The sequence below is a fragment of the Williamsoniiplasma luminosum genome (assembly GCF_002803985.1).
In the GTDB taxonomy this organism is placed as follows: Bacteria; Bacillota_I; Bacilli_A; order Mycoplasmatales; family Mycoplasmataceae; genus Williamsoniiplasma; species Williamsoniiplasma luminosum.
In genome coordinates, this window is record NZ_CP024963.1 from 980,632 (window position 1) to 1,000,896 (window position 20,265).

At 30.0% G+C, this 20,265-nt stretch carries 15 protein-coding genes and 1 tRNA gene; all 16 read right to left on the bottom strand.

All coding sequences use genetic code 4. The features are described 5' to 3' along the window. Positions 1-2: 2 nt before the first annotated feature. Positions 3-2,663 carry a glucose PTS transporter subunit IIA gene (locus ELUMI_RS04280; RefSeq protein WP_100618557.1) on the bottom strand — a complete coding sequence of 887 codons (2,661 nt, stop codon included), beginning with the start codon at positions 2,661-2,663 and terminating at the stop codon, positions 3-5. Between the two features lie 129 nt (positions 2,664-2,792). Then, the gene (locus tag ELUMI_RS04285; protein ID WP_100618558.1) at positions 2,793-4,241 is read right to left on the bottom strand and encodes a glycoside hydrolase family 1 protein; all 1,449 of its coding nucleotides are present in this window, start codon (positions 4,239-4,241) and stop codon (positions 2,793-2,795) included. A gap of 29 nt (positions 4,242-4,270) precedes the next feature. Then, positions 4,271-6,931, bottom strand: a complete 2,661-nt coding sequence (locus ELUMI_RS04290; protein WP_025734784.1) for a glucose PTS transporter subunit IIA — start codon at positions 6,929-6,931, stop codon at positions 4,271-4,273. A gap of 59 nt (positions 6,932-6,990) precedes the next feature. After that, the gene (locus tag ELUMI_RS04295; protein WP_025734783.1) at positions 6,991-8,394 is read right to left on the bottom strand and encodes a glycoside hydrolase family 1 protein; all 1,404 of its coding nucleotides are present in this window, start codon (positions 8,392-8,394) and stop codon (positions 6,991-6,993) included. Positions 8,395-8,680: 286 nt separating this feature from the next. Then, entirely contained in the window at positions 8,681-9,457 is a 777-nt protein-coding gene (locus ELUMI_RS04300; RefSeq protein ID WP_025734782.1) for a MurR/RpiR family transcriptional regulator, read from the bottom strand. Between the two features lie 122 nt (positions 9,458-9,579). Beyond that, complete coding sequence (gene typA, locus ELUMI_RS04305) at positions 9,580-11,406, bottom strand: translational GTPase TypA (RefSeq protein ID WP_025734781.1); 1,827 nt, start codon at positions 11,404-11,406, stop codon at positions 9,580-9,582. A 172-nt stretch (positions 11,407-11,578) separates the two neighbouring features. Then, entirely contained in the window at positions 11,579-12,121 is a 543-nt protein-coding gene (locus ELUMI_RS04310) for a hypothetical protein (protein ID WP_025734780.1), read from the bottom strand. 78 nt (positions 12,122-12,199) lie between these two features. Then, complete coding sequence (locus tag ELUMI_RS04315) at positions 12,200-12,742, bottom strand: hypothetical protein (protein WP_025734779.1); 543 nt, start codon at positions 12,740-12,742, stop codon at positions 12,200-12,202. 57 nt (positions 12,743-12,799) lie between these two features. Then, positions 12,800-13,222, bottom strand: a complete 423-nt coding sequence (locus tag ELUMI_RS04320; protein ID WP_025734778.1) for a hypothetical protein — start codon at positions 13,220-13,222, stop codon at positions 12,800-12,802. Positions 13,223-13,245: 23 nt separating this feature from the next. Then, the gene (locus tag ELUMI_RS04325; protein WP_025734777.1) at positions 13,246-14,055 is read right to left on the bottom strand and encodes a hypothetical protein; all 810 of its coding nucleotides are present in this window, start codon (positions 14,053-14,055) and stop codon (positions 13,246-13,248) included. A gap of 10 nt (positions 14,056-14,065) precedes the next feature. Then, positions 14,066-15,868: a translation elongation factor 4 gene (lepA, locus tag ELUMI_RS04330; protein ID WP_025734776.1), complete on the bottom strand. Its 1,803-nt coding sequence runs from the start codon at positions 15,866-15,868 to the stop codon at positions 14,066-14,068. Between the two features lie 11 nt (positions 15,869-15,879). Then, on the bottom strand, positions 15,880-16,803 hold the full coding sequence (locus ELUMI_RS04335; protein WP_025734775.1) for an alpha/beta fold hydrolase: 924 nt from the start codon (positions 16,801-16,803) through the stop codon (positions 15,880-15,882). A gap of 1 nt (position 16,804) precedes the next feature. Then, positions 16,805-17,449, bottom strand: a complete 645-nt coding sequence (locus ELUMI_RS04340; protein ID WP_025734774.1) for a ribonuclease H1 domain-containing protein — start codon at positions 17,447-17,449, stop codon at positions 16,805-16,807. 11 nt (positions 17,450-17,460) lie between these two features. Next, the gene (gene proS / locus ELUMI_RS04345; RefSeq protein ID WP_025734773.1) at positions 17,461-18,885 is read right to left on the bottom strand and encodes a proline--tRNA ligase; all 1,425 of its coding nucleotides are present in this window, start codon (positions 18,883-18,885) and stop codon (positions 17,461-17,463) included. Position 18,886: 1 nt separating this feature from the next. Then, positions 18,887-19,552: a hypothetical protein gene (locus tag ELUMI_RS04350; protein WP_025734772.1), complete on the bottom strand. Its 666-nt coding sequence runs from the start codon at positions 19,550-19,552 to the stop codon at positions 18,887-18,889. A 426-nt stretch (positions 19,553-19,978) separates the two neighbouring features. Beyond that, positions 19,979-20,068, bottom strand: a tRNA-Ser gene (locus ELUMI_RS04355). Positions 20,069-20,265: the final 197 nt, after the last annotated feature.

The window sequence follows — 20,265 nt, forward strand, 5'->3', positions numbered from 1 at the left end:
TGTTATTTAGTATTTGTTGCTTTTAGTTCTTGTTTTTCTAATTTTGAAAATTTCACATCTTTTTTAGAAGTAAATCCATAATTAATATAAACCGAATTAATCGCATTATAGTATTTATTAGAAATTTTTTCTGTTAGTTCAGAATTTGTTAATTTGTGTACTTTATCACCAATTTTTTTAACTTTTAAAATGTTGTCTTGAGTTAATCTTTCAACTTCTGCCTCAATTGGGGCATTATTATCACGTGCTTGTTGTAACATTTTTTCTAACTCGGCAATTTTAGCATCATATTTTGGTGTGTTAATTTTATTTACAATTTGATCTAATTTTTTCATAATTTGATCAACGTTTTTTTGTTCTTCTAATTTTGCTTGAACTTTAGCAAAACGTTTTGCTAAAGTTTCTTTACGCTCTAAATTTTTAGTTTCTAAAATATTAATTTTATTTTCTAAAGTTTGGATTTTAGCCATGTGATTTTCAAAAAGTTTAATTTTTTTTGTTACTTCTTTATTGTTGTAGAAAGTTTTTAAATCATCAACTTCTTGTTGTAAGTTAGCATCCATAGTAACATTTTTATTTATTAAGAAACGATTTAAGGATTTAGTTGCTTGATAAACACCAACTTTTTCACTAGGTCTTTCTTTACAAAAGAAGACAGTTAATAATATTGGAATAGCGAATGATAGAATAAATCCAACCAAGGTCGCTATTAAGGATTTAGTGTCTCCGTTCGGACCATTAGCGGCTAATAGTGACAAAACTCCTCCCATTCCAGTATTAACACCGGCATAAAATTTTGCCCCCATTAAAGCAGCAACCCATCCGGCGATGGCAGCACCTGCACAACCAAAGAAAAACGGTTTAACTCTTGGTAAATTAATTCCAAAAATTTCTGGTTCTGGAATTCCAAATAACCCGATAGGAATACCTGCATAAAGTATTTGTCTAATTGTTGCATTTTTAGTAGTGAATAGAAACCCCATAGCTGCTGCAACTTGACCAAAAACCGCTGTTGTACCACCAACAATTATATCAATTGTTTTTAATCCTTGAATATAAGGATCAGGATCATTTAACATTGGTTGAGTAAGAACAGCTCACAATGCGAATTGTGCCCCTCAAATAACTAGAATCTCTCAAAAAAAGGCAAACACAGCAACCGAAAGTCCGAAAGGAATCTTATTAACCCAAGAAAATATATATGCTATTATACCTTCAACAACTGACATAATTGGACCAACTACAAAGAATGCGGTAACTGATGCTATAAAAATAGTAAATGTAGAAACTGACAAAGTTAAACTTCAATCTGGAAATGTTCTTTTAGCAAATTTTTCTGCTCGAACAGTTATATAAGCGATGACAGAAGATGTAAGAAGCGAACCTGGTGATGGTCCTATTTTCATTCATACAAAATCAAGGCCATCAATCTTCGAAGTTAATATAGGTAAACTTCAAGGAGTTGCTGACATACCACCAGTTAATGGATCATAAGATAAATTGCCTTTAAATATAACTGGGGCTGTGAAAATTAGTCCCATAGTAAGCCCAAGTAAAGGATTACCACCAAAATATTTCACACCATTATACGTAAAAAATATTCCCATAAATAGTGTGGCACCACCCGCAATTAGATATACAAGTTGTGTTGCCAAAGTGTATGAACCAAAATGAGCACTTGGAGAAACATTTTGAATTGCTCCAGCTTGTTGCAAAACAGCCGCAAGAGCATTTAATATACCAACCCCAATCGTTATAGGAATTGATGGCAATACAATACCTCTAACTAAATTTATAATCGACTTACCAAAATTTTGCTTTTCTTTATGACCTTTTTGGTTTTTTAAAACAAAACCTGGCTCTTCTTGTAAATGCATTAGATAGTTGTCTAAACCATCTTTAACTTTTTCAACTTCACCACCAATTATGACTTGGAATTCACCTTTGTTTCAACTAGTGCCTTTTACAACATCTATTTTTTTTATTTTATTTACGTTTACTAGTTTTTCATCTTTAATATTGAATCTTAAACGAGTTGCACAATTATAATATCTAGTATAATTAGTTTTTCCACCAACGAGATCATAAATATTTCTCGCTAGTTCTTCATATCGATTACTAAACCTGATTCCATTTTTCAATGCTTCTTTAAGATTGATAGGTTTGGCTTTATAAACTTCTTTTTTGATAATTGGTTGCGTATAGGATAGAGTTGCAATTGGTTCGCCTTGTTTTACTAATCCATATTTGACATTTTCAATTGTTCAACCCGGATTGTCATTAGGGTCAATAACTATCGGAGTAGAAGTTGCTAATTTATGTTTTTTAATTGCAGTTCAATCAACATCAACTAATTCAGTTTTTAAATTAACTTCTTGACCCGTGTTAACCTTCACATCAAAAGGCTGGCCTGCTAAATTAATTGTGTCTAATCCTAAATGCATTAAAATTGTGGGGCCTTGATCAGCTTTTATATGAATTGCATGTTTGGTGTCAAAAATATTGACAATTTCACCCTTAACAAATGGGCTGAACATTTTTTTATTTTTAGGTTCAATATAAAAACCATCACCGAGCATTTTTTCAGCAAAAACTGGATCAGATATTTTTTCTATCGGTTTAATCTCTCCATCAACTGGAGAGTAAATGATAATTTTTTCCATTTTTTTGATTATCCTCCTGAAAATATTCTATTCTCGATACATTTTTTTTTTTTTTTTGTTGAGCTAGATAAAAATAAAAAAATACTTTCTACCACAGAAAGTATTTTTTATAATATAAGATAATCAGGCTTATAGTTCTAATGTTTCTTTAAATTTTTTGAATCAATAGAATGATTTTTTCTTGAAACGATCTCCGGTTCCGTTGTGATAATCATCATAGTCAACGTAGATTATTCCATATCTTTTTGACATTTCATTACTACTATTTGAGACTAAGTCTATAACTCCTCACATTGTATAACCAAAGACGTTAACTCCATCTTCGACTGCATCATTAATGGCAATAAAGTGTTCTTTCATATAATCAATTCGGTAATCATCTTCAACTGTTTTTTGATCGTTTAATTTTTCATCTCAACCAATTCCATTTTCAGAAATAAATAAAGGTAAGTGGTATCGATCTCATAAATCATTTAATGTGTATCTCAAACCTTGAGGATCGATTTGTCATCCTCATTCGTTGGCTTTTAGGAAAGGATTTTTACCCATTGATAGTAAATTTCCACCAACTTTGTTTGCTGTTGTTTCCCCTACAACCCCTGTCATGTAATAACTAAAAGTTAAGAAGTCAACTGTATTATTTTTTAAAATATTCATTTCTTCTTCGGTAGTATGAAGTTTAACCTTTAACTTTTCAAACATTTTAATCATGTAAGTTGGATATTCACCTTTTGCCACCATATCAAATAAGAAATAACGAGCTTGTTGGTCAAATTTTTGTCATTCGATAACGTTAACTGGATTACAATCAATTGGATAAGTAGTCATGTTTGCAATCATACATCCCATGTTTTTTTTCTTTAACATTTCATGTCCTAATTGGACAACTTTTGCTTGCGCAACTAATTGATTGTGTAGGGTTTGAAATCTTAATTGATCAAAACTAACATTAGGATAATCTTCTGGGAATGTTGCTGATATCATTGGGAAAATTATAGCCATATTAATTTCATTAAATGGTAATCAATAATCAACCAAGTCTCCAAATTCAGTAAACATCGTTTTAGCATATTTCATAAACATATCGATGACTTCTTTGTTCATTCAACCACCGTGTTTTTGAGCAATTGTATAAGGTGTATCGTAGTGACTTAAAGTGGCCATTACTTTTAAACCTTTTTGTTTACAATAAGTTAAAACATTACGATAGAATTCTAGTCCTTTTTCATTCGGTTTAGCTTCATCTCCGTTTGGATAAATTCTTCCCCACGAAATTGACATACGATAGATATCCATTTTAGCTTCTGCTAATAAATCAATATCTTCTTTATATCTGTTATAGTGATTTGATCCAATACGTTTTGGATAATGTAAACCTTCTTTATTTTCAAATGATTTTTCAAGATTCTTTTTTGATAAGGTAGAATGATTTAAAGACATGACTTCTCGTTGTTCCAATTTCATATACGGCATCATTTCAAGTATGCTACATGATTTCCCGTCTTTGTCATACTCTCCTTCAAATTGCACGGCAGCGGTTGCTCCACCCCATAAAAAATCTTTTTTAATAAATTTCATATTATTTCCCCCTATCTTTAATATAATTGTTATTTAGTATTTGTTGCTTTTAGTTCTTGTTTTTCTAATTTTGAAAATTTCACATCTTTTTTAGAAGTAAATCCATAATTAATATAAACCGAATTAATCGCATTATAGTATTTATTAGAAATTTTTTCTGTTAGTTCAGAATTTGTTAATTTGTGTACTTTATCACCAATTTTTTTAACTTTTAAAATGTTGTCTTGAGTTAATCTTTCAACTTCTGCCTCAATTGGGGCATTATTATCACGTGCTTGTTGTAACATTTTTTCTAACTCGGCAATTTTAGCATCATATTTTGGTGTGTTAATTTTATTTATAATTTGATCTAATTTTTTCATAATTTGATCAACATTTTTTTGTTCTTCTAATTTTTCTTGAACTCTAGAAAAACGTTTTGCTAAAGCTTCTTTACGCTCTAAATTTTTAGTTTCTAAAATATTAATTTTATTTTCTAAAGATTGAATTTTGGCCATGTGATTTTCAAAAAGTTTGATTTTTTTTGTTACTTCTTTATTGTTGTAGAAAGTTTTTAAATCATCAACTTCTTGTTGTAATTTAGCATCCATAGCCACATTTTTATTGTCTAAGAAACGATTTAATGATTTAGTTGCTTGATAAAGACCTGTTTTTTCACTAGGTCTTTCTTTACAAAAGAAAGCAGTTAATAATATTGGAATAGCAAAAGAAAGGATAAATCCAACCGAGGTTGCTATTAAGGATTTGGTGTCTCCATTCGGACCATTTGCATTTAAGAGTGACAACACCCCTCCCATTCCTGTTTTAATTCCAGGATAAAATTTAGCCCCCATTATAGCAGCAACTCATCCAGCGATGGCGGCCCCTGTACAACCAAAGAAAAGTGGTTTAACTCTCGGTAAATTAATTCCAAAAATTTCTGGTTCTGGAATTCCAAATAATCCGATAGGAATACCAGAAGCTAATATTTGTCTAATTGACGCATTTCTAGTAGTGAATAAAAATCCCATAGCGGCTGCAACTTGACCAAAAACCGCTACCGCAATACCAACCATTATATCGATTGTTTTTAATCCTTGAATATAAGGATCGGGGTCATTTAACATTGGCTGATTAATAACAGATATTAATGCGAAATGCGCCCCCCAAATTACTAAGATTTCTCAAAAAAAGGCAAAGACGGCAACTGAAAGTCCATAAGGAATCTTATTAACTCAAGAAAATAAATATGCTATGATACCTTCGACAACGGAAATAAGTGGACCAACTAGAAAGAATGCCAATATTGAAGCTACAAAAATAGTAAATGTAGAAACTGTTAAAGTTAAACTTCAATCAGGAAATGTTCTTTTCGCATATTTTTCTGCTTTAACAGTTATGTAAGCAATAATGGAACAAGTAAGAAGCGAACCTGGTGATGGTCCTATTTTCATTCATACAAAATCAAGACCATCAATCTTCGAAGTTAATATAGGTAAACTTCAAGGAGTCGCTGTCATACCACCAGTTAATTGATTATAAGATAGATTTCCTTTAAATATAACTGGGGCTGTTAAAATTAACCCCATAGTAAGTCCAAGTAAAGGATTACCACCAAAATATTTCACACCATTATATGTAAAAAATATTCCCATAAATAATGTAGCTCCACCCGCAATTAGATATACAAGTTGGGTGGCTAAGGTGTAAGAACCAAAATTAGCACTTGGAGAAACATTTTGAATTGCTCCAGTTTGTTGTAAAACGGCTGACATAGCATTTAGTATACCAACCCCAATCATGATCGGGATTGATGGCAATACAATACCTCTAACTAAATTTAAAATTGATTTTCCAAAACTTTGTTTTTCTTTATAACCCTTTTGGTTTTTTAAAACAAAGTCTGGTTCTTGTTGTAAACGCATTAGATAGTTGTCTAAACCATCTTTAACTTTTTCAACTTCGCCACCAATTATGACTTGGAACTCACCCTTATTTCAACTAATACCTTTTACAACATCTATTTTTTTTATTTTATTGACGTCTACTAGTTTCTCATCTTTGATAGTGAATCGTAAACGAGTTGCACAATTATAATATCTATTATAATTAGTTTTCCCACCAACAAGATCATAAATATTTCTAGCTAATTCTTCATATCGATTAGTAAACCTGATTCCATTTTTCAACGCTTCTTTTAGATTGATAGGTTTGGCTTTATAAGCTTCCTTATCAACTTTTGGTTGGGTATAAGATAGCGTTGCAATTGGTTCACCTTGTTTTACTAATCCATATTTGATATCTCCAATTGTTCAACCTGGGTTGTCATTAGGATCGATGACCATTGGTGTTGAAGTGGGTAATTTTTTCTTTTTAATTTCGCTTCAATTGACTTCAACTAATTCATTTTTTAAATTAATTTTTTGCCCGTTTTTAACTTTCATGTTAAATGGTTGTCCTGCTAGATTTACAGTTTCCAACCCAAAATGCATTAAAATTATCGGGCCTTGATCAGCTTTTATATGAATTGCATGTTTAGTTTCAAAAATGTTAATAATTTCACCATTTTCAAAAGGGCTAAAAATTTTATTGTTTTTAGGTTCAATATAGAAACCATCACCGAGCATTTTTTCAGCAAAAATTGGATCAGAAATTTTTTCTATTTGTTTAATCTCTCCATCAACTGGAGAGTAAATGACAATTTTTTCCATTTTTTTATCATCCTTTCTAAAATACTTTTAAATTTGAAGTATTTTACAATGTTTATTATTTATTTTATGTTTTTCCCGTTTGTCTTAATGACTTCTTTATATCAATAAAAAGACTTTTTAGGATAACGTTTCATGTCCTTTAAATTATCATCAGTTCGATTAACAAAAATAAATCCATAACGTTTTAGCATTCCTTGATGACTAGAAACAAGATCAATTGCGCTCCATGGATTGAAACCAATTAAATCAACTCCCATTTCCATAGCTTCAAACATTTGTTTCAAATGTGCTGTATAAAAATCAATTCGATATTGATCATTAATTTCATTATTTTCATCTAATTGTTCAAGGGCTGCAATACCATTTTCTGTTAATAACAATGGTAAATGGTATTTAGTTGTCAATTCTAGCATAGTAGTTTTAAATCCTAAAGGGTCGATTTCTCATTGAAATTGAGTTTTAGGTAAGTTGGAATTATCAATTCTTTGGAACCAATTCTTAATTCCAAATAGAGATTGTTGATCACTTTTAACTGATGAATTTGAACTATCATCTTCACTTAAATCTCAAGCTTTAACAGTTGCTGTTGTGTAATAATTAAAAGCGATAAAATCTGGTTTTGATAAAGGGTCAGATAGAATATCCATATCTCCTTCTTTGATGTCAAACATTGAATTATTTTTTGCTAATAAATCTAACACAATTTCATTGTATCTACCAAATACTGGTACATCTAAATAGTATCAATTTCTAATATTGGCAAAATTTATTGCTGCTAAATAGTCTTCAGGTTTATTACTGTTTGGATAGATTGAATTAATATTTGGAGCAGGGCCAACTAAACTATCGCTTAATTGGTGAACTATTTTGATAGCTTTTGCTTGTGCTAAAAACATATGGTGATTACTTTGATAAGTTTCTTTCATTATAGCTTTTTTACCATAAAGCGCCTCAGGGACAAGTGACATCATATTTTGTTCATTGATTGTTAATCAATATTTAACTTTTTTACCAAAAGTTTCAACTAATAATTTAGCATATCTTTCAAATTCATCAATCGTGGCCCTCGATAATCATCCACCTTGTTGTTGTAGATGATCAGGTAAATCAAAATGGTACATCGTAATAATTGGTTCGATTTTATATTTAATTAATTCATCAATTACGTCATTATAAAATTTAATCCCTGGTTTATTTGGTGCATTATTTTTAAAACTCCAAACTCTTGATCATGAAATTGAAAAACGATAACTCTTAAAGCCAGCTTCACTCATTCATTTTATATCTTCTTTTCAATGGTGATAATGATCAGAGGCCACTTTAAAATCTGTTATATTTTTTGGAATATCAATTTTTGTATCTAGAACAGATGGTTCTCTACCGTCTGCATCTCATCCACCTTCAATTTGGAAGGCGGCAGAACTACCTCCTCAAAGAAATTTTTCATCAATGGTTTTTTTCATATTTACTTCTCCTTTTTAAAATCTAAGCATCGCTTAATTTTATTTTGTTAAATATATTTTGTTTTTGTTCAATTGCAATAAGTTGCAAAAATTTCGAAATTTTCTCTCACGATTATTTTAGTACTCGATTGTTTTTTTTTTTTTTTTTAGGAAAACAAAAAAAATCTTTCAATATTAGAAAGTGTTTTTTATAAAATTTTTTTTAGAATAAAAAAAATAATTGATTTTTAAAGTGTTTTACTAGGTGATTTTAATTACTTCATCGTAAATATATATATTCACTACCTTATTTAGAAAGTGCTTTGTATTCTCGCAAAATCAAGGTCGCAATCATATCGAGTAAAATACTGCGAGAATAATATGTTCCAGTCATTTTAGTTGATGGGGTAATCATATATTCTTTAAATAAAGGGACTTTTTCCATTTGTGATTTAGAAGAAACTAAAAATAAATTATTCTTTTTAATTGCATTTGGAATCCCTAGCTTCAAAATTTCGACCATAAAAGCATTATCTTGACCAGAAATCAAAGTTAAAATTGTTCAATTTTCAAAATCTTTTTTACCAATTAGAACATCATTGGCACGAATATTTGAATAACGAATTTCAATGTCTAAAGGACTTAACAATTGCACTAATAGATCAGCATTTCGGTGAGTTTGATAAGAACTAAAAATCACCAATTTTTTAGTTTTTGCTAAATGTTTAGCAAATGCATCGATAAACGGGGCGTTTTGTAAGAGAATATTACGATAAAATTTAGTTTGATTCAGAATGTGAGTTTCTAAATCTTCATCGCTATCTTTGTAACCTATAATTTGTCCAGCGTATTGTTCATTTTCATATTTTAAAGAAAACAATAATTCTCGATAACCTGTAAAACCAATTTTTTGAGCAAATTTAGTAATGGTTGACATACTTGTATACGCCTTTTTACTTAATTCTTGTTGGCTCATAAAGTTACCATTATAATATTCTTTAATAATTTCTTGAGCAATATGCTGTGTTGTTTTGTCAATCGAATCACGAGCAATAATATCTAATACTTCTTTAATTGATCCCATAATTTACTAATCCTTTTTTATATTTTACTTTATAATTCCAAAAACACCAAAATAAACTAAAAAAATTCCATTTTACACGCTTTTTGTGTGTAAAATGGAATTTTGATGCAAATTTTTTAAAATTATTTTTTATCGCTACGGTGTTGTTTACGTTCGTTTTGTGTTAATCATTTTTTACGTAAACGAATATCAATTGGAGTGACCTCAACTAATTCATCTCATTGGATGTATTCTAAAGCTTGTTCTAAAGTCATTTTTTTGAATGGGGTTAATTTTACTGAATCATCAGTTCCACTTGAACGAGTGTTGGTTAATTTTTTTCCAGTTGTTGGGTTAACATCTAAATCGTTGTCGCGTGAATGTTGACCAACAATCATCCCTTCATAAACTTCAGTTTGAGGAGCGACAAATAAAATTCCACGCTCTTCAAGATTTCCTAAAGCATAAGCTAAAGTTTTTCCATTGGCCATTGACACCATCACCCCGTTTAGACGTGATTCAATTTCACCTTTATAAGGTTCAAAACCGTTGGCACTACGCACCATAATTCCTTCACCATGCGTATCATTGGTAAATTCTGATCTAAACCCTAATAATGAACGTAAAGGGATGTTGTAAGTTACTTTATCTCTCACCCCATCACTGTCCATATCAAGCATTAAACCTTTTCTTTGGTTTAGTTTATTAATCACAGTTCCAGAATATTCCACTGGGACGTTAACAATTAATTTTTCCATGGGCTCAAGTAAATTACCTTGAGCATCATTGTGCATTACAACTTCAGGTTTTGAAATTCCTAATTCAAAACCTTCACGACGCATGGTTTCAATTAAAACTGATAAGTGAAGTTCTCCACGTCCTAAAACTTTAAACCCTTCAACACTTGAATTTTCTAATGGTTCAACTTTTAATCCGACGTTAACTTCTAATTCACGTTCTAATCTTTCTTTGATGTTTCTTGATGTGACAAATTTACCAACTTTACCAGCAAATGGTGAAGTGTTAACTAAGAAATTCATTGACATAGTTGGTTCTTCGATGTGGATGGTGTCCATTGCTCGAATGTTATTTGGATCAGAAATAGTATCACCAATCACGATATCTTCAATTCCGGCAAAAGTAATAATATCTCCAGCATAAGCTTCACTAACTGCAACTCTTTTCAAACCTTGATAAACCATTAATTTAGAAATACGAGCATTTTTAACTGTTCCATTACTTCTTGAAATGGCGACAGTTTGGCCTTCTTTGACCACTCCTTCATAAATTCTTCCGATTCCTAATCTTCCAATAAATGAATCATAAGCTAAAGTTGAAACTTGCATTAATAATGGTTGTTCAGCTAATTTAATTGGATAAGTTCCAACTTGAGTGACGATTGTTTCAAACAATGGGTTCAAGTTTTCACTTGGTGTGTCCATATTAAATTGGGCAATTCCATTTTTGGCAACTCCAAATAAAGTTGGAAATTCCAATTGTTCATCATTGGCACCCAATTCAATAAATAGTTCTAAAACTTCATCAACCACTTCTAAAGCACGTTGATCTTTTTTATCAATTTTATTGATAAATAAAATTGGTCGTAATCCTAATTCCAAAGCTTTATGTAACACAAATCTTGTTTGTGGCATTGGCCCTTCACTTGAATCGACAAGTAAAATAACTGTATCAACAGTTTTCATAATACGTTCAACTTCACTTGAAAAATCAGCATGGCCTGGAGTATCAACAATATTAATTTTGATGTCATTATATTGAATTGATAAATTCTTTGAATAAATTGTGATTCCACGTTCTCTTTCTTGATCATTTGAATCCATTACTTGCTCAACCATTTCTTGGTTCTCTCTAAATACTCCACTTTGTTTTAGAAAAGCATCAACTAAAGTTGATTTACCAGCATCAACGTGAGCAATAACTGCGATATTAATTATTTTTTGTCTTGTCATTTTGTTCTCCTTTATTTTTCATAATTTTTATAACCTATTGATTATACAAGAAAAAAACCACTAATCACCTATAATAAATTAGCGATTAATTATTTTAGCTTATCTAAAAAAATTTTGTTGATTAATCTCTTAATCAACAAAATTTTTTAAATATAGAAAGCCTTTCAAATGTTTAATAAAAATTATGTGTGTACTCAGATAGCGGAGCAATCGTGATTTTTTTATCTTTGTCCAATAGCAACTTGATATAAGCTTCTTTTCTGAATTCTACTTCTTTAATAAATGAGATAAGTGCTTTAAAACTTTTTTCTAATTCTCCAAAAGAAGTATTAAATTTTGTTGAAGATTCTTTTTCCATTTCTGCAATAGTTTCTAAAATTAAATTAGATTTTTCTTTTGAAACCTTTTTAAATTTTTTTCTAATCAAAACGATGTCAACAAAATATTGTCTATCTTCGCTATAAATATGAATACATTTTTTTAACTCTAAAATTGCAAGAATTCTTATAAGTTTGTTTTCTTCTGTTTGAGAAATTTCCGGTTTTTTCCTATTTTTTACAACATTTAGTTGTGTTTTCATATAATTTAAATTTTGATAATAATTTTCTAAAAAATTTGCAACAAAATATGAAGTGATCTTATTTCATTCATTTTCGTTATTTGCAAAATTATCAATTAAAAATGTATCAAATTCATCAAATTTTCTTTTTGTCATACTTACTCCTTATGGCTTTTTTACAAATTTATTTTAGGTCTGTTCAAAATTATTATTTTGAACAAAAAGTGAAAATATTTAATAGAAATTATTTGTATATTCATATGAAGAAATTATTTTTGTTTCTTTTTCTTTTTCTAATAGTAATTTAATATAAACTTCTTTTCTGAAATCGATTTCTTTGACAAATGTGATAAGTGTTTTGAAGCTTTTTTCTAATTTTTCAAAAGAAGTATCAAAATTTTTCAATGATTCTTTTTCCATTTCTGCCACTGTTTTTGAAATTAAAACAGATGTTTCTTTTGATGCTTTTTTGAATTTCTTGTCAATAGAAACTATATCAATTCAATATTGTTTGTCTTCATTATAAACATGAATACAATCACTCAAATCTGCGATGGCTAGAATTCTAGTTAATTTCCTTTTTTCTGTTAAAGAAATTTCCTTTTTTTTCCTATTTTTAAAAACATCTAGTTGTGCTTGCATATAATTTAAATTTTTAAAAAAATCTTCTAAAAAATTGGAAGCAAACAATGGAGTAAATTTATTCCATTCGCTTTCATTATTAGCAAAATTATTAATTAAAAATAAATCAAATTCATTAATTTTTTTTTGTGCCATTTTCATCACCTTTCTAACATATTTTTGTTATATCTATTACAACTATAGTATACAAAATTATTTTGGTTTCATTTTACTTCGCTTTAATGTTTCTTTAATTATTGAAGATGTGGTTTTAAATTTTTTATAATCTTCATGAAATTGAGAATGTGTTCACATTTCTTCAACTTTTTGAAGAATTTGTTCTTGAAATCGCTGATGAGATTCATTTCTTTCAGATAATATCGTCACCATTTTTTCGAATGAATTGCCTATTTTTTTATCGATAATTTTAGACATTGTTTTTGTGTTTTTTTGATCTAATTTTAAAATTTTTAATTGTTCTTTTTCCAGGTTTAAATAATTTTCTTCAATTTCATTTTGTTTTTGAATAATTTTGTCCTTTTCCTTTTTATCAATAAAATACTTTATTATTTCAAATAAAGCGATCAATATTGAAAGCGATAAAGACAATATCGCTATTATGTTTGATGTTTCCAATTGTAACCACCTTTCTTAGATATCTAATTTTTAGGTTGATCAGAGATCATTTTTAACATTTCTAAACGTACTTCTCTTTCTTCAACAATTTCATAAAATTGTTCTGTTAATTCAATTCCTCTTTTTTTGTCTTCAACAATTGCAAATTTTTCAGACATCAATAAAACATTATACAAAATTCCGGCAACATAAAGCATTCAATTCACAATGGTATTGGCAGCTTCTAATTCTTGATCATTTAAGGATAATTCTAAATTTTCTAAAGAATCTAATAGGTCTGATAAATATTCATGTAAATCTTTGGATGCAAAAAGAGTTTCATCAATGCGTATCACTGTTTCAGGAATTTTATCAATATGTTCTTTAACAGTTTTCATACCTTGATGAATGAAAAATGGCGCATTAAATTCTTTCAATTCTTCACGGAATTGATCGTAAAAATTTCGGATTTGGTGTAAATAAGCTAATCTAATTCGTTCATATTCTGGTCATGTTGCAAAGGTTTTAACCTTTTTGACTAATTCATATTCATAATTGAAAGTTAAAATGACATCCATTAAGGTATTTTGTTTGAGCAATAACATTTCTCATAAAAATTCATCTTGTTCTCTTGTTTCGTCAAGATCATTTGGGACAAAAGTTTCGAGTTCGAGTTTGGAAATCTCTTCTTTGACTCAAGCATTAAAAGCGATAATATCATGAGTTGAGTCTCAAAAATGGATCATTTGTTTGACTTTCGGGTCTTCGTTAACATCGGGATTATATTTTAATAGTAAAATTTCTTCTTCAATTAAAGATTTGAATAAATCTATATAAACAAATTTTTTCCTCATATTCTCCTCCTTATTCGTCCAGTTTTAGCACCGCGATGAAAGCTTCTTGGGGAACTTCAACGTTTCCAATTTCTTTCATTCTTTTTTTACCTTCTTTTTGTTTTTCAAACAGTTTTTTCTTTCGTGAAATATCAGCTGCATGAAGTTTTCAAATTACATCTTTTCGATATGCTTTAATTGTTTCTCTGGCAAGCACTTTGTTTCCGATCGCTGCTTGGATTGGCACTTCAAAATTTTGTCTTGGAATCAATTCTTTTAATTTTTTAGTTAAAGCAGCTCCTCTTTGATAAGCAAATTTTGAATTGACAATCATCGAAAAGGCATCAACCATATCACCATTTAATAGGATGTCCATTTTGACAAGTTTTGATTCTTTATAACCAATTAATTCATATTCAAATGATGCATAACCCTTGGAAATTGATTTTAATTTATTGAAAAAATCAAAAATAATTTCTGCCAACGGCATATCATAAATTAAAATCATTCGATTATCATCAACATATTCCAAGTCTTTATAAATCCCTAATTTATTTTGGCAAAGGTTCATTAAATCCCCAATGTAATCTTTTGGGGTCATGATTTTCACATTGACAAATGGTTCTTCAATTTTAGTAATCTTTTGAGGATCCGGCATTTTTGCCGGATTATCAATTTCGATCATTTCACCATTAGTCAAATGGATTTTATAAATCACAGATGGGGCTGTTGCAATCAAAGCTAAATTATATTCACGTTCTAAACGTTCTTGAATTACTTCCATATGTAATAATCCCAAGAAACCACATCGAAAACCAAACCCTAATGCTTGTGATGTTTCTGGTTCATAAACTAAAGAAGAATCTGATAGTTCAATTTTTTCTAATGCTTCTTTAAAGTCTTGGTATTTATTAGTGTCTAAAGGGTAAATTCCGCAATAAACCATGGGTTTCATTTTTTTATAACCTGGCAGTGGAATTGTCGCAGGGTTATCAGTTTTAGTAATTGTATCTCCAACGTGAATATCTTTAATTGTTTTGATCGAAGCGGCAATTCAACCAACTTCTCCAGCTTCTAATTCACCTTTTTTTAAAATTTTTGGAGTTTTAATTCCAACAGCTGTCACTTCATAGTCAGCATTTGTTGACATTAAATGGATTTTATCTCCAACTTTAATTGTACCCTCTTTTACACGAATTGACATCACAACGCCAAGATATTTATCATAATAACTGTCAAAAATTAAAGCTCTTAATGGCTTATTATCATCTGCATCAATTGGGTAAGGAATTTTGGCCACAACTGCTTCTAAAACATCGACAATATTCAACCCAGTTTTGGCACTAATTAATGGTGCATCACTAGCATCCAACCCAATTGTATCTTCGATTTCTTTTTTGACTCTTTCAACATCAGCACTTGGTAAATCCATTTTATTAATCACAGGGATAATTTCCAAATCATTTTCTAATGCCAAATAAACGTTGGCCAGTGTTTGGGCTTCAACCCCCTGGGTTGCATCAACAACCAGAATCGCACCTTCACAAGCTGCCAAACTACGAGAAACTTCATAACTAAAATCCACATGTCCTGGGGTGTCAATTAAATGAAATGTATAATTTTCACCATCTTTGGCTTTATATTCTAGTTGAATTGAGTTCAGTTTGATGGTGATTCCACGTTCTCTTTCAATGTCCATTGAATCTAAAATTTGTTCCTGCATTTCGCGTTTTTCTAACGTATTTGTGATTTCTAAAATCCGGTCCGCCAAAGTTGACTTCCCGTGATCAATATGTGCAATAATGCTGAAATTACGAATTTTAGATTTGTCCATAGTACCCTTCCTTAAAGATATTGTTCAATAAATTCAACAACATCTTTCTTTACTTCTTCTTTTTCTGGTTCATTTAAAATTTCGTGTCTTAAATTTGAATAAAGTTTAATTTTAGATTTGAAACCTAAAGCAATAAATTTACGTTGAACTTTATCAACCATTTTACCATAATTTCCGACCGGATCCTTATCTCCAGCGACCAAAAAGATTGGTAAATCTTTTCGCATTAATTTTATATACTTTTTCTTAGCAACAAAAGTCATCCCATCAAACATATCTTTAAACCCTGATGTGGTGACGCTTTTGCCAGTTAAAGGGTGATTTTTAAACTCTAATTGAGCATCAACATTTCTGGTTAATCATTCATTACCATTGGCATTACTCACTTTATTGTAATGCTTATTTAATGGAGCAAATGTCAATTTTCAAAGTAATTTATCATCAGTTTGTGGTCCACCAATTAGTTGGTGGACTCTCGCAATCATTGATGCTGCACCAGTCATCAAAATCGCGTGTTCTCCAGTTCCCATAATGATTAATCCATCAATCGTTTCAGAATATTTGATCGCATAAGTTCTGGCCATAAAGCTTCCCATTGAGTGTCCTAACATGAAGATTGGTAATCCTTGATGTTTCTTGCGGATGTAGTCATTGACAAGTTTTTCATCATTGACAATTTTTTCTCACCCATTATGATTAGAAAAAAATCCCATTTTCTTACCATGTAATTGTGCAGTTTTGCCATGACCACGATGATCATCACCAACAACTATGATCCCTTTGGCGTTCATAGCTTTGGCAAAATCAGCATATCTCAGCATAAATTCACATGAACCATGCAACAATTGAATGACTGCTTTTGGTTTTTTGACATCACTTCATTCATAAACTTGAAGTTCTTGTCCATCAATCATTCTTAAACTAAATTCACGCATTTTAATTCACCTTCCTGTATTCTTTTAAAGTCGCTTGACCAGCTAATTGATCAGCCAATTCATTATAATGATCACCACTATGACCTTTGACTCAAACAAAATTTAATTTAACATCCTTTTGAATATTTTGTGCAAATGCAACATATTCTTGGGTGTATGGTAAATTTGCTTTTCACTGACCAAGTGATCATTTGGCCACCCCAACATAATCATGATGGATAATTAATTCTTTAATTTTATTGGATTGGGCAAATTTCATCGCGCGCTTAGCGCCTTCTAATTCACCAGCCACATTTCTCAAGGCCACAATGATTTGATTATCAAATCGTTGGGACATTTTAATTACCTTGTCTTTTCACAGAATCACAGTGCCATAAGAATAAGTGTTGGTTAGTGGATCAAAACTCCCATCAGTATAAGCTAGTGCACAATCAGCATTTTCAATCATTTCAAAATTCTTTGAAATGATTGGTTTTTCAGGGGTCATTGAGGGTTTATTTTTCATGAAGTCTCAAGCTTCTTGTGGGGTTTTAAAAGATTTAAAAACAGCGTTTTTATAACCACTAATATAGTTTTGAACTTCGTCTCAATCTTCAAAAACTCCAGTTTTTCTGCCAGCTTTAACTGCATAAAATTTTTTACCCATTGATTTATCTCCTAATATGCTCTTGCAAAATAAACTCTTAATGTTGAATCTTTTTGACAGTTAAAACATTTACCTTTGGTTTGTTCAACTCCAAATGGAATGCAACGTGAATTTGTTGATGTTTTCTTCTTAACATCTTCTTCACATGCGATTTCCCCACAAAACGGAACTAAAACTAAACCTTGATTTGTGTCTAAAATTTTTTGATATTCTTCAATTGTTTCAGCATGACTTGTGCGTTGTTCACGATTGTCTAAAGCAATTTGATAAATGTTTTGATCATAGGCTTTAATCATTGCTTCAACTGTTGTTTTGACTTGATCAAGTTTGACTAAGATTTTTTCTTTAGTATCACGTCTTGAAATTGTCACTTGACCATTTTCTAGATCACGAGGGCCGACTTCAATTCTAACCGGAATTCCTTTAATTTCAGCTTCTGAAATTTTAAATCCAAAACTTTTATCACTTTGATCAATATTGATACGATATTGATCAAGTTCCTGTTGTAGTTTTGTACTTACATCTTGAATTTGATCAGTATTTTGGACATTAATAATTTGGACTTGAATCGGACTAACTTTACTTGGTAAAACTAAACCTGAATCATCTGAATGACTCATGATAATTGCCCCAATTAATCTTGTTGAAACTCCTCAAGAAGTTGAATATGCATATTCTCATTTACCTTCATTATTTTGGAATTTAATATCATAAACTTTGGAAAAATTATTGCCAAAATAATGTGATGTTCCAGCTTGTAAAGCTTGACCATCATGCATCAATGATTCAATGGTATATGTTTCTTGAGCACCAGCAAATTTTTCATGTTCAGTTTTTTGTCCATTAATCACTGGGATCATTAAAACATCATTGGCAAAATTACTATAAATTTCTAAAATTTTTAATGTTAATTTTTTTGCCTCTTCTTGATTGTTATGAATGGTGTGACCTTCTTGTCATAAAAATTCACTTGTTCTTAAAAATGGACGGGTGGTTTTTTCTCAACGCATCACGTTATTTCATTGGTTATATAGCAATGGTAAATCACGATATGATTTAACTTCTTTTTCAAAGAAGTTAGCCATTAAAACTTCACTAGTTGGTCTAATAAATAATTTTTCTTCTAAAATTTTATCTCCAACTTGGGTGACTGTTGCCATTTCTGGGGCAAATCCTTCGATGTGAGATTTTTCTTTATTAAATAATGATTCGGGAATTAGTAATGGAAAATAAACATTTTCCACGCCAATTTTTTTGAATTCAAGATCTAAAATCTTTTGAATATTTTCTCAAATTGCATAACCGTATGGACGGAAAATTATTGTTCCTTTAACTGGACCATATTCGACTAGTTTTGCGTTCAAAACAACGTCTGTATATCATTGTGAAAAATTCTTATCTCGTGGGGTAATTTTTTCTAATTGTTGTTTTTTCATTTTATTGTTCTCCTTCTTGATTCCAAATCGTTTTGTTGGTTGTGGAATTTAATGTGTTGTGGTCTTCTGGTTGCTTTCTTTCAATTTTGACAATCCCATCATTGCCTAAATAGACATCGATATTTAATTTTAATTCGTTAATTCTTTTTTTAATAATTTGATACATTTTCAAATCTTGAACTAATAGTCAATCAAAAGTTTCTGGATAAATATTTTCTGGAATATTGACCAAACTTTGAGCAAAATCAAATAGTCAATCTTTTTGGGTTAATTCAGCTAATCGTTCGGGATTAATTCCAATCACGGCCATTGTTTTAGGATCAAACCCTTGAATATCATTTGTTCATTTCCAAAAGTAAGCTCGTGATGAATTATCAAATTCTAAATCAATCGATTCTTCATGTTGATGAAATGATCAAACAAAATAATATTTTTCTTCAGGGAGGGTTAAGTTATTTAACGTGTTAATCCCATTTTGAATAATGAATTCCAAGTTACGCAAATCTGTGTAAAACAAAAGTGATTCAACATTATGCTTTTTTAAAAGGTGTAAGATTTTTGTTTTTTCACTTTTGTTAATTGCAAAAATATTATTCATAAAAGCATCAGCAAGTGTCTTTTTTCGTTTACGTCGATATCTATCAATTTTATTTTCTTTTATTTCCATAACAACCTTAATTCATATTTAATATTATACCAATCACTTGATTTAATTCACAATAAAGTCATCCATCAAAATAATATAAATAACAAATTTTGATGATCATTAATTTAAAACACACAAACAAGATCTCAACTAGCAAATGATTGCAAATTATTTGGTGTATAAAAAAAGCCATCAAAGATGGCTTTTGACATTAATTGAGCAACATCACCCGGAAGGAATTTCAAAAATTATTATGAAAACTGGCTAAGTTGAATTTTGATTTCTCTCTCAAAAAATAAAATTACGACTCAATTAATACTTATTAAGTATATAAAATAAATTTAGAAAATAAAAGTTTTTTTTACAAAAAATTAAAAAAACTTTTTCTACACCATGATCATTTTTAAGCAAAATAAAAACCATCAATGATGGTTTTTTGTATTTAACTGGCGGACTGAAAGGGGTTCGAACCCTTGCGCCGAAAATCGACCTAACACCTTAGCAGGGTGCCCTCTTAACCAACTTGAGTATCAGCCCAATAATACTTTTAAATTATACAAGAAATAAGCGTAAAATGAAAAACAAAGTTGATTACAATTTTCTTTGCTTTAAAAATTAATCATTTTGATCAGTGAATAACAATTCTTAATCATGATTATTTAAAAAATAAAAAGCCAAACAATGTTTGGCTTGATATTGATAAAAATCTAGGACTTTAATAATTTCTGATTGGG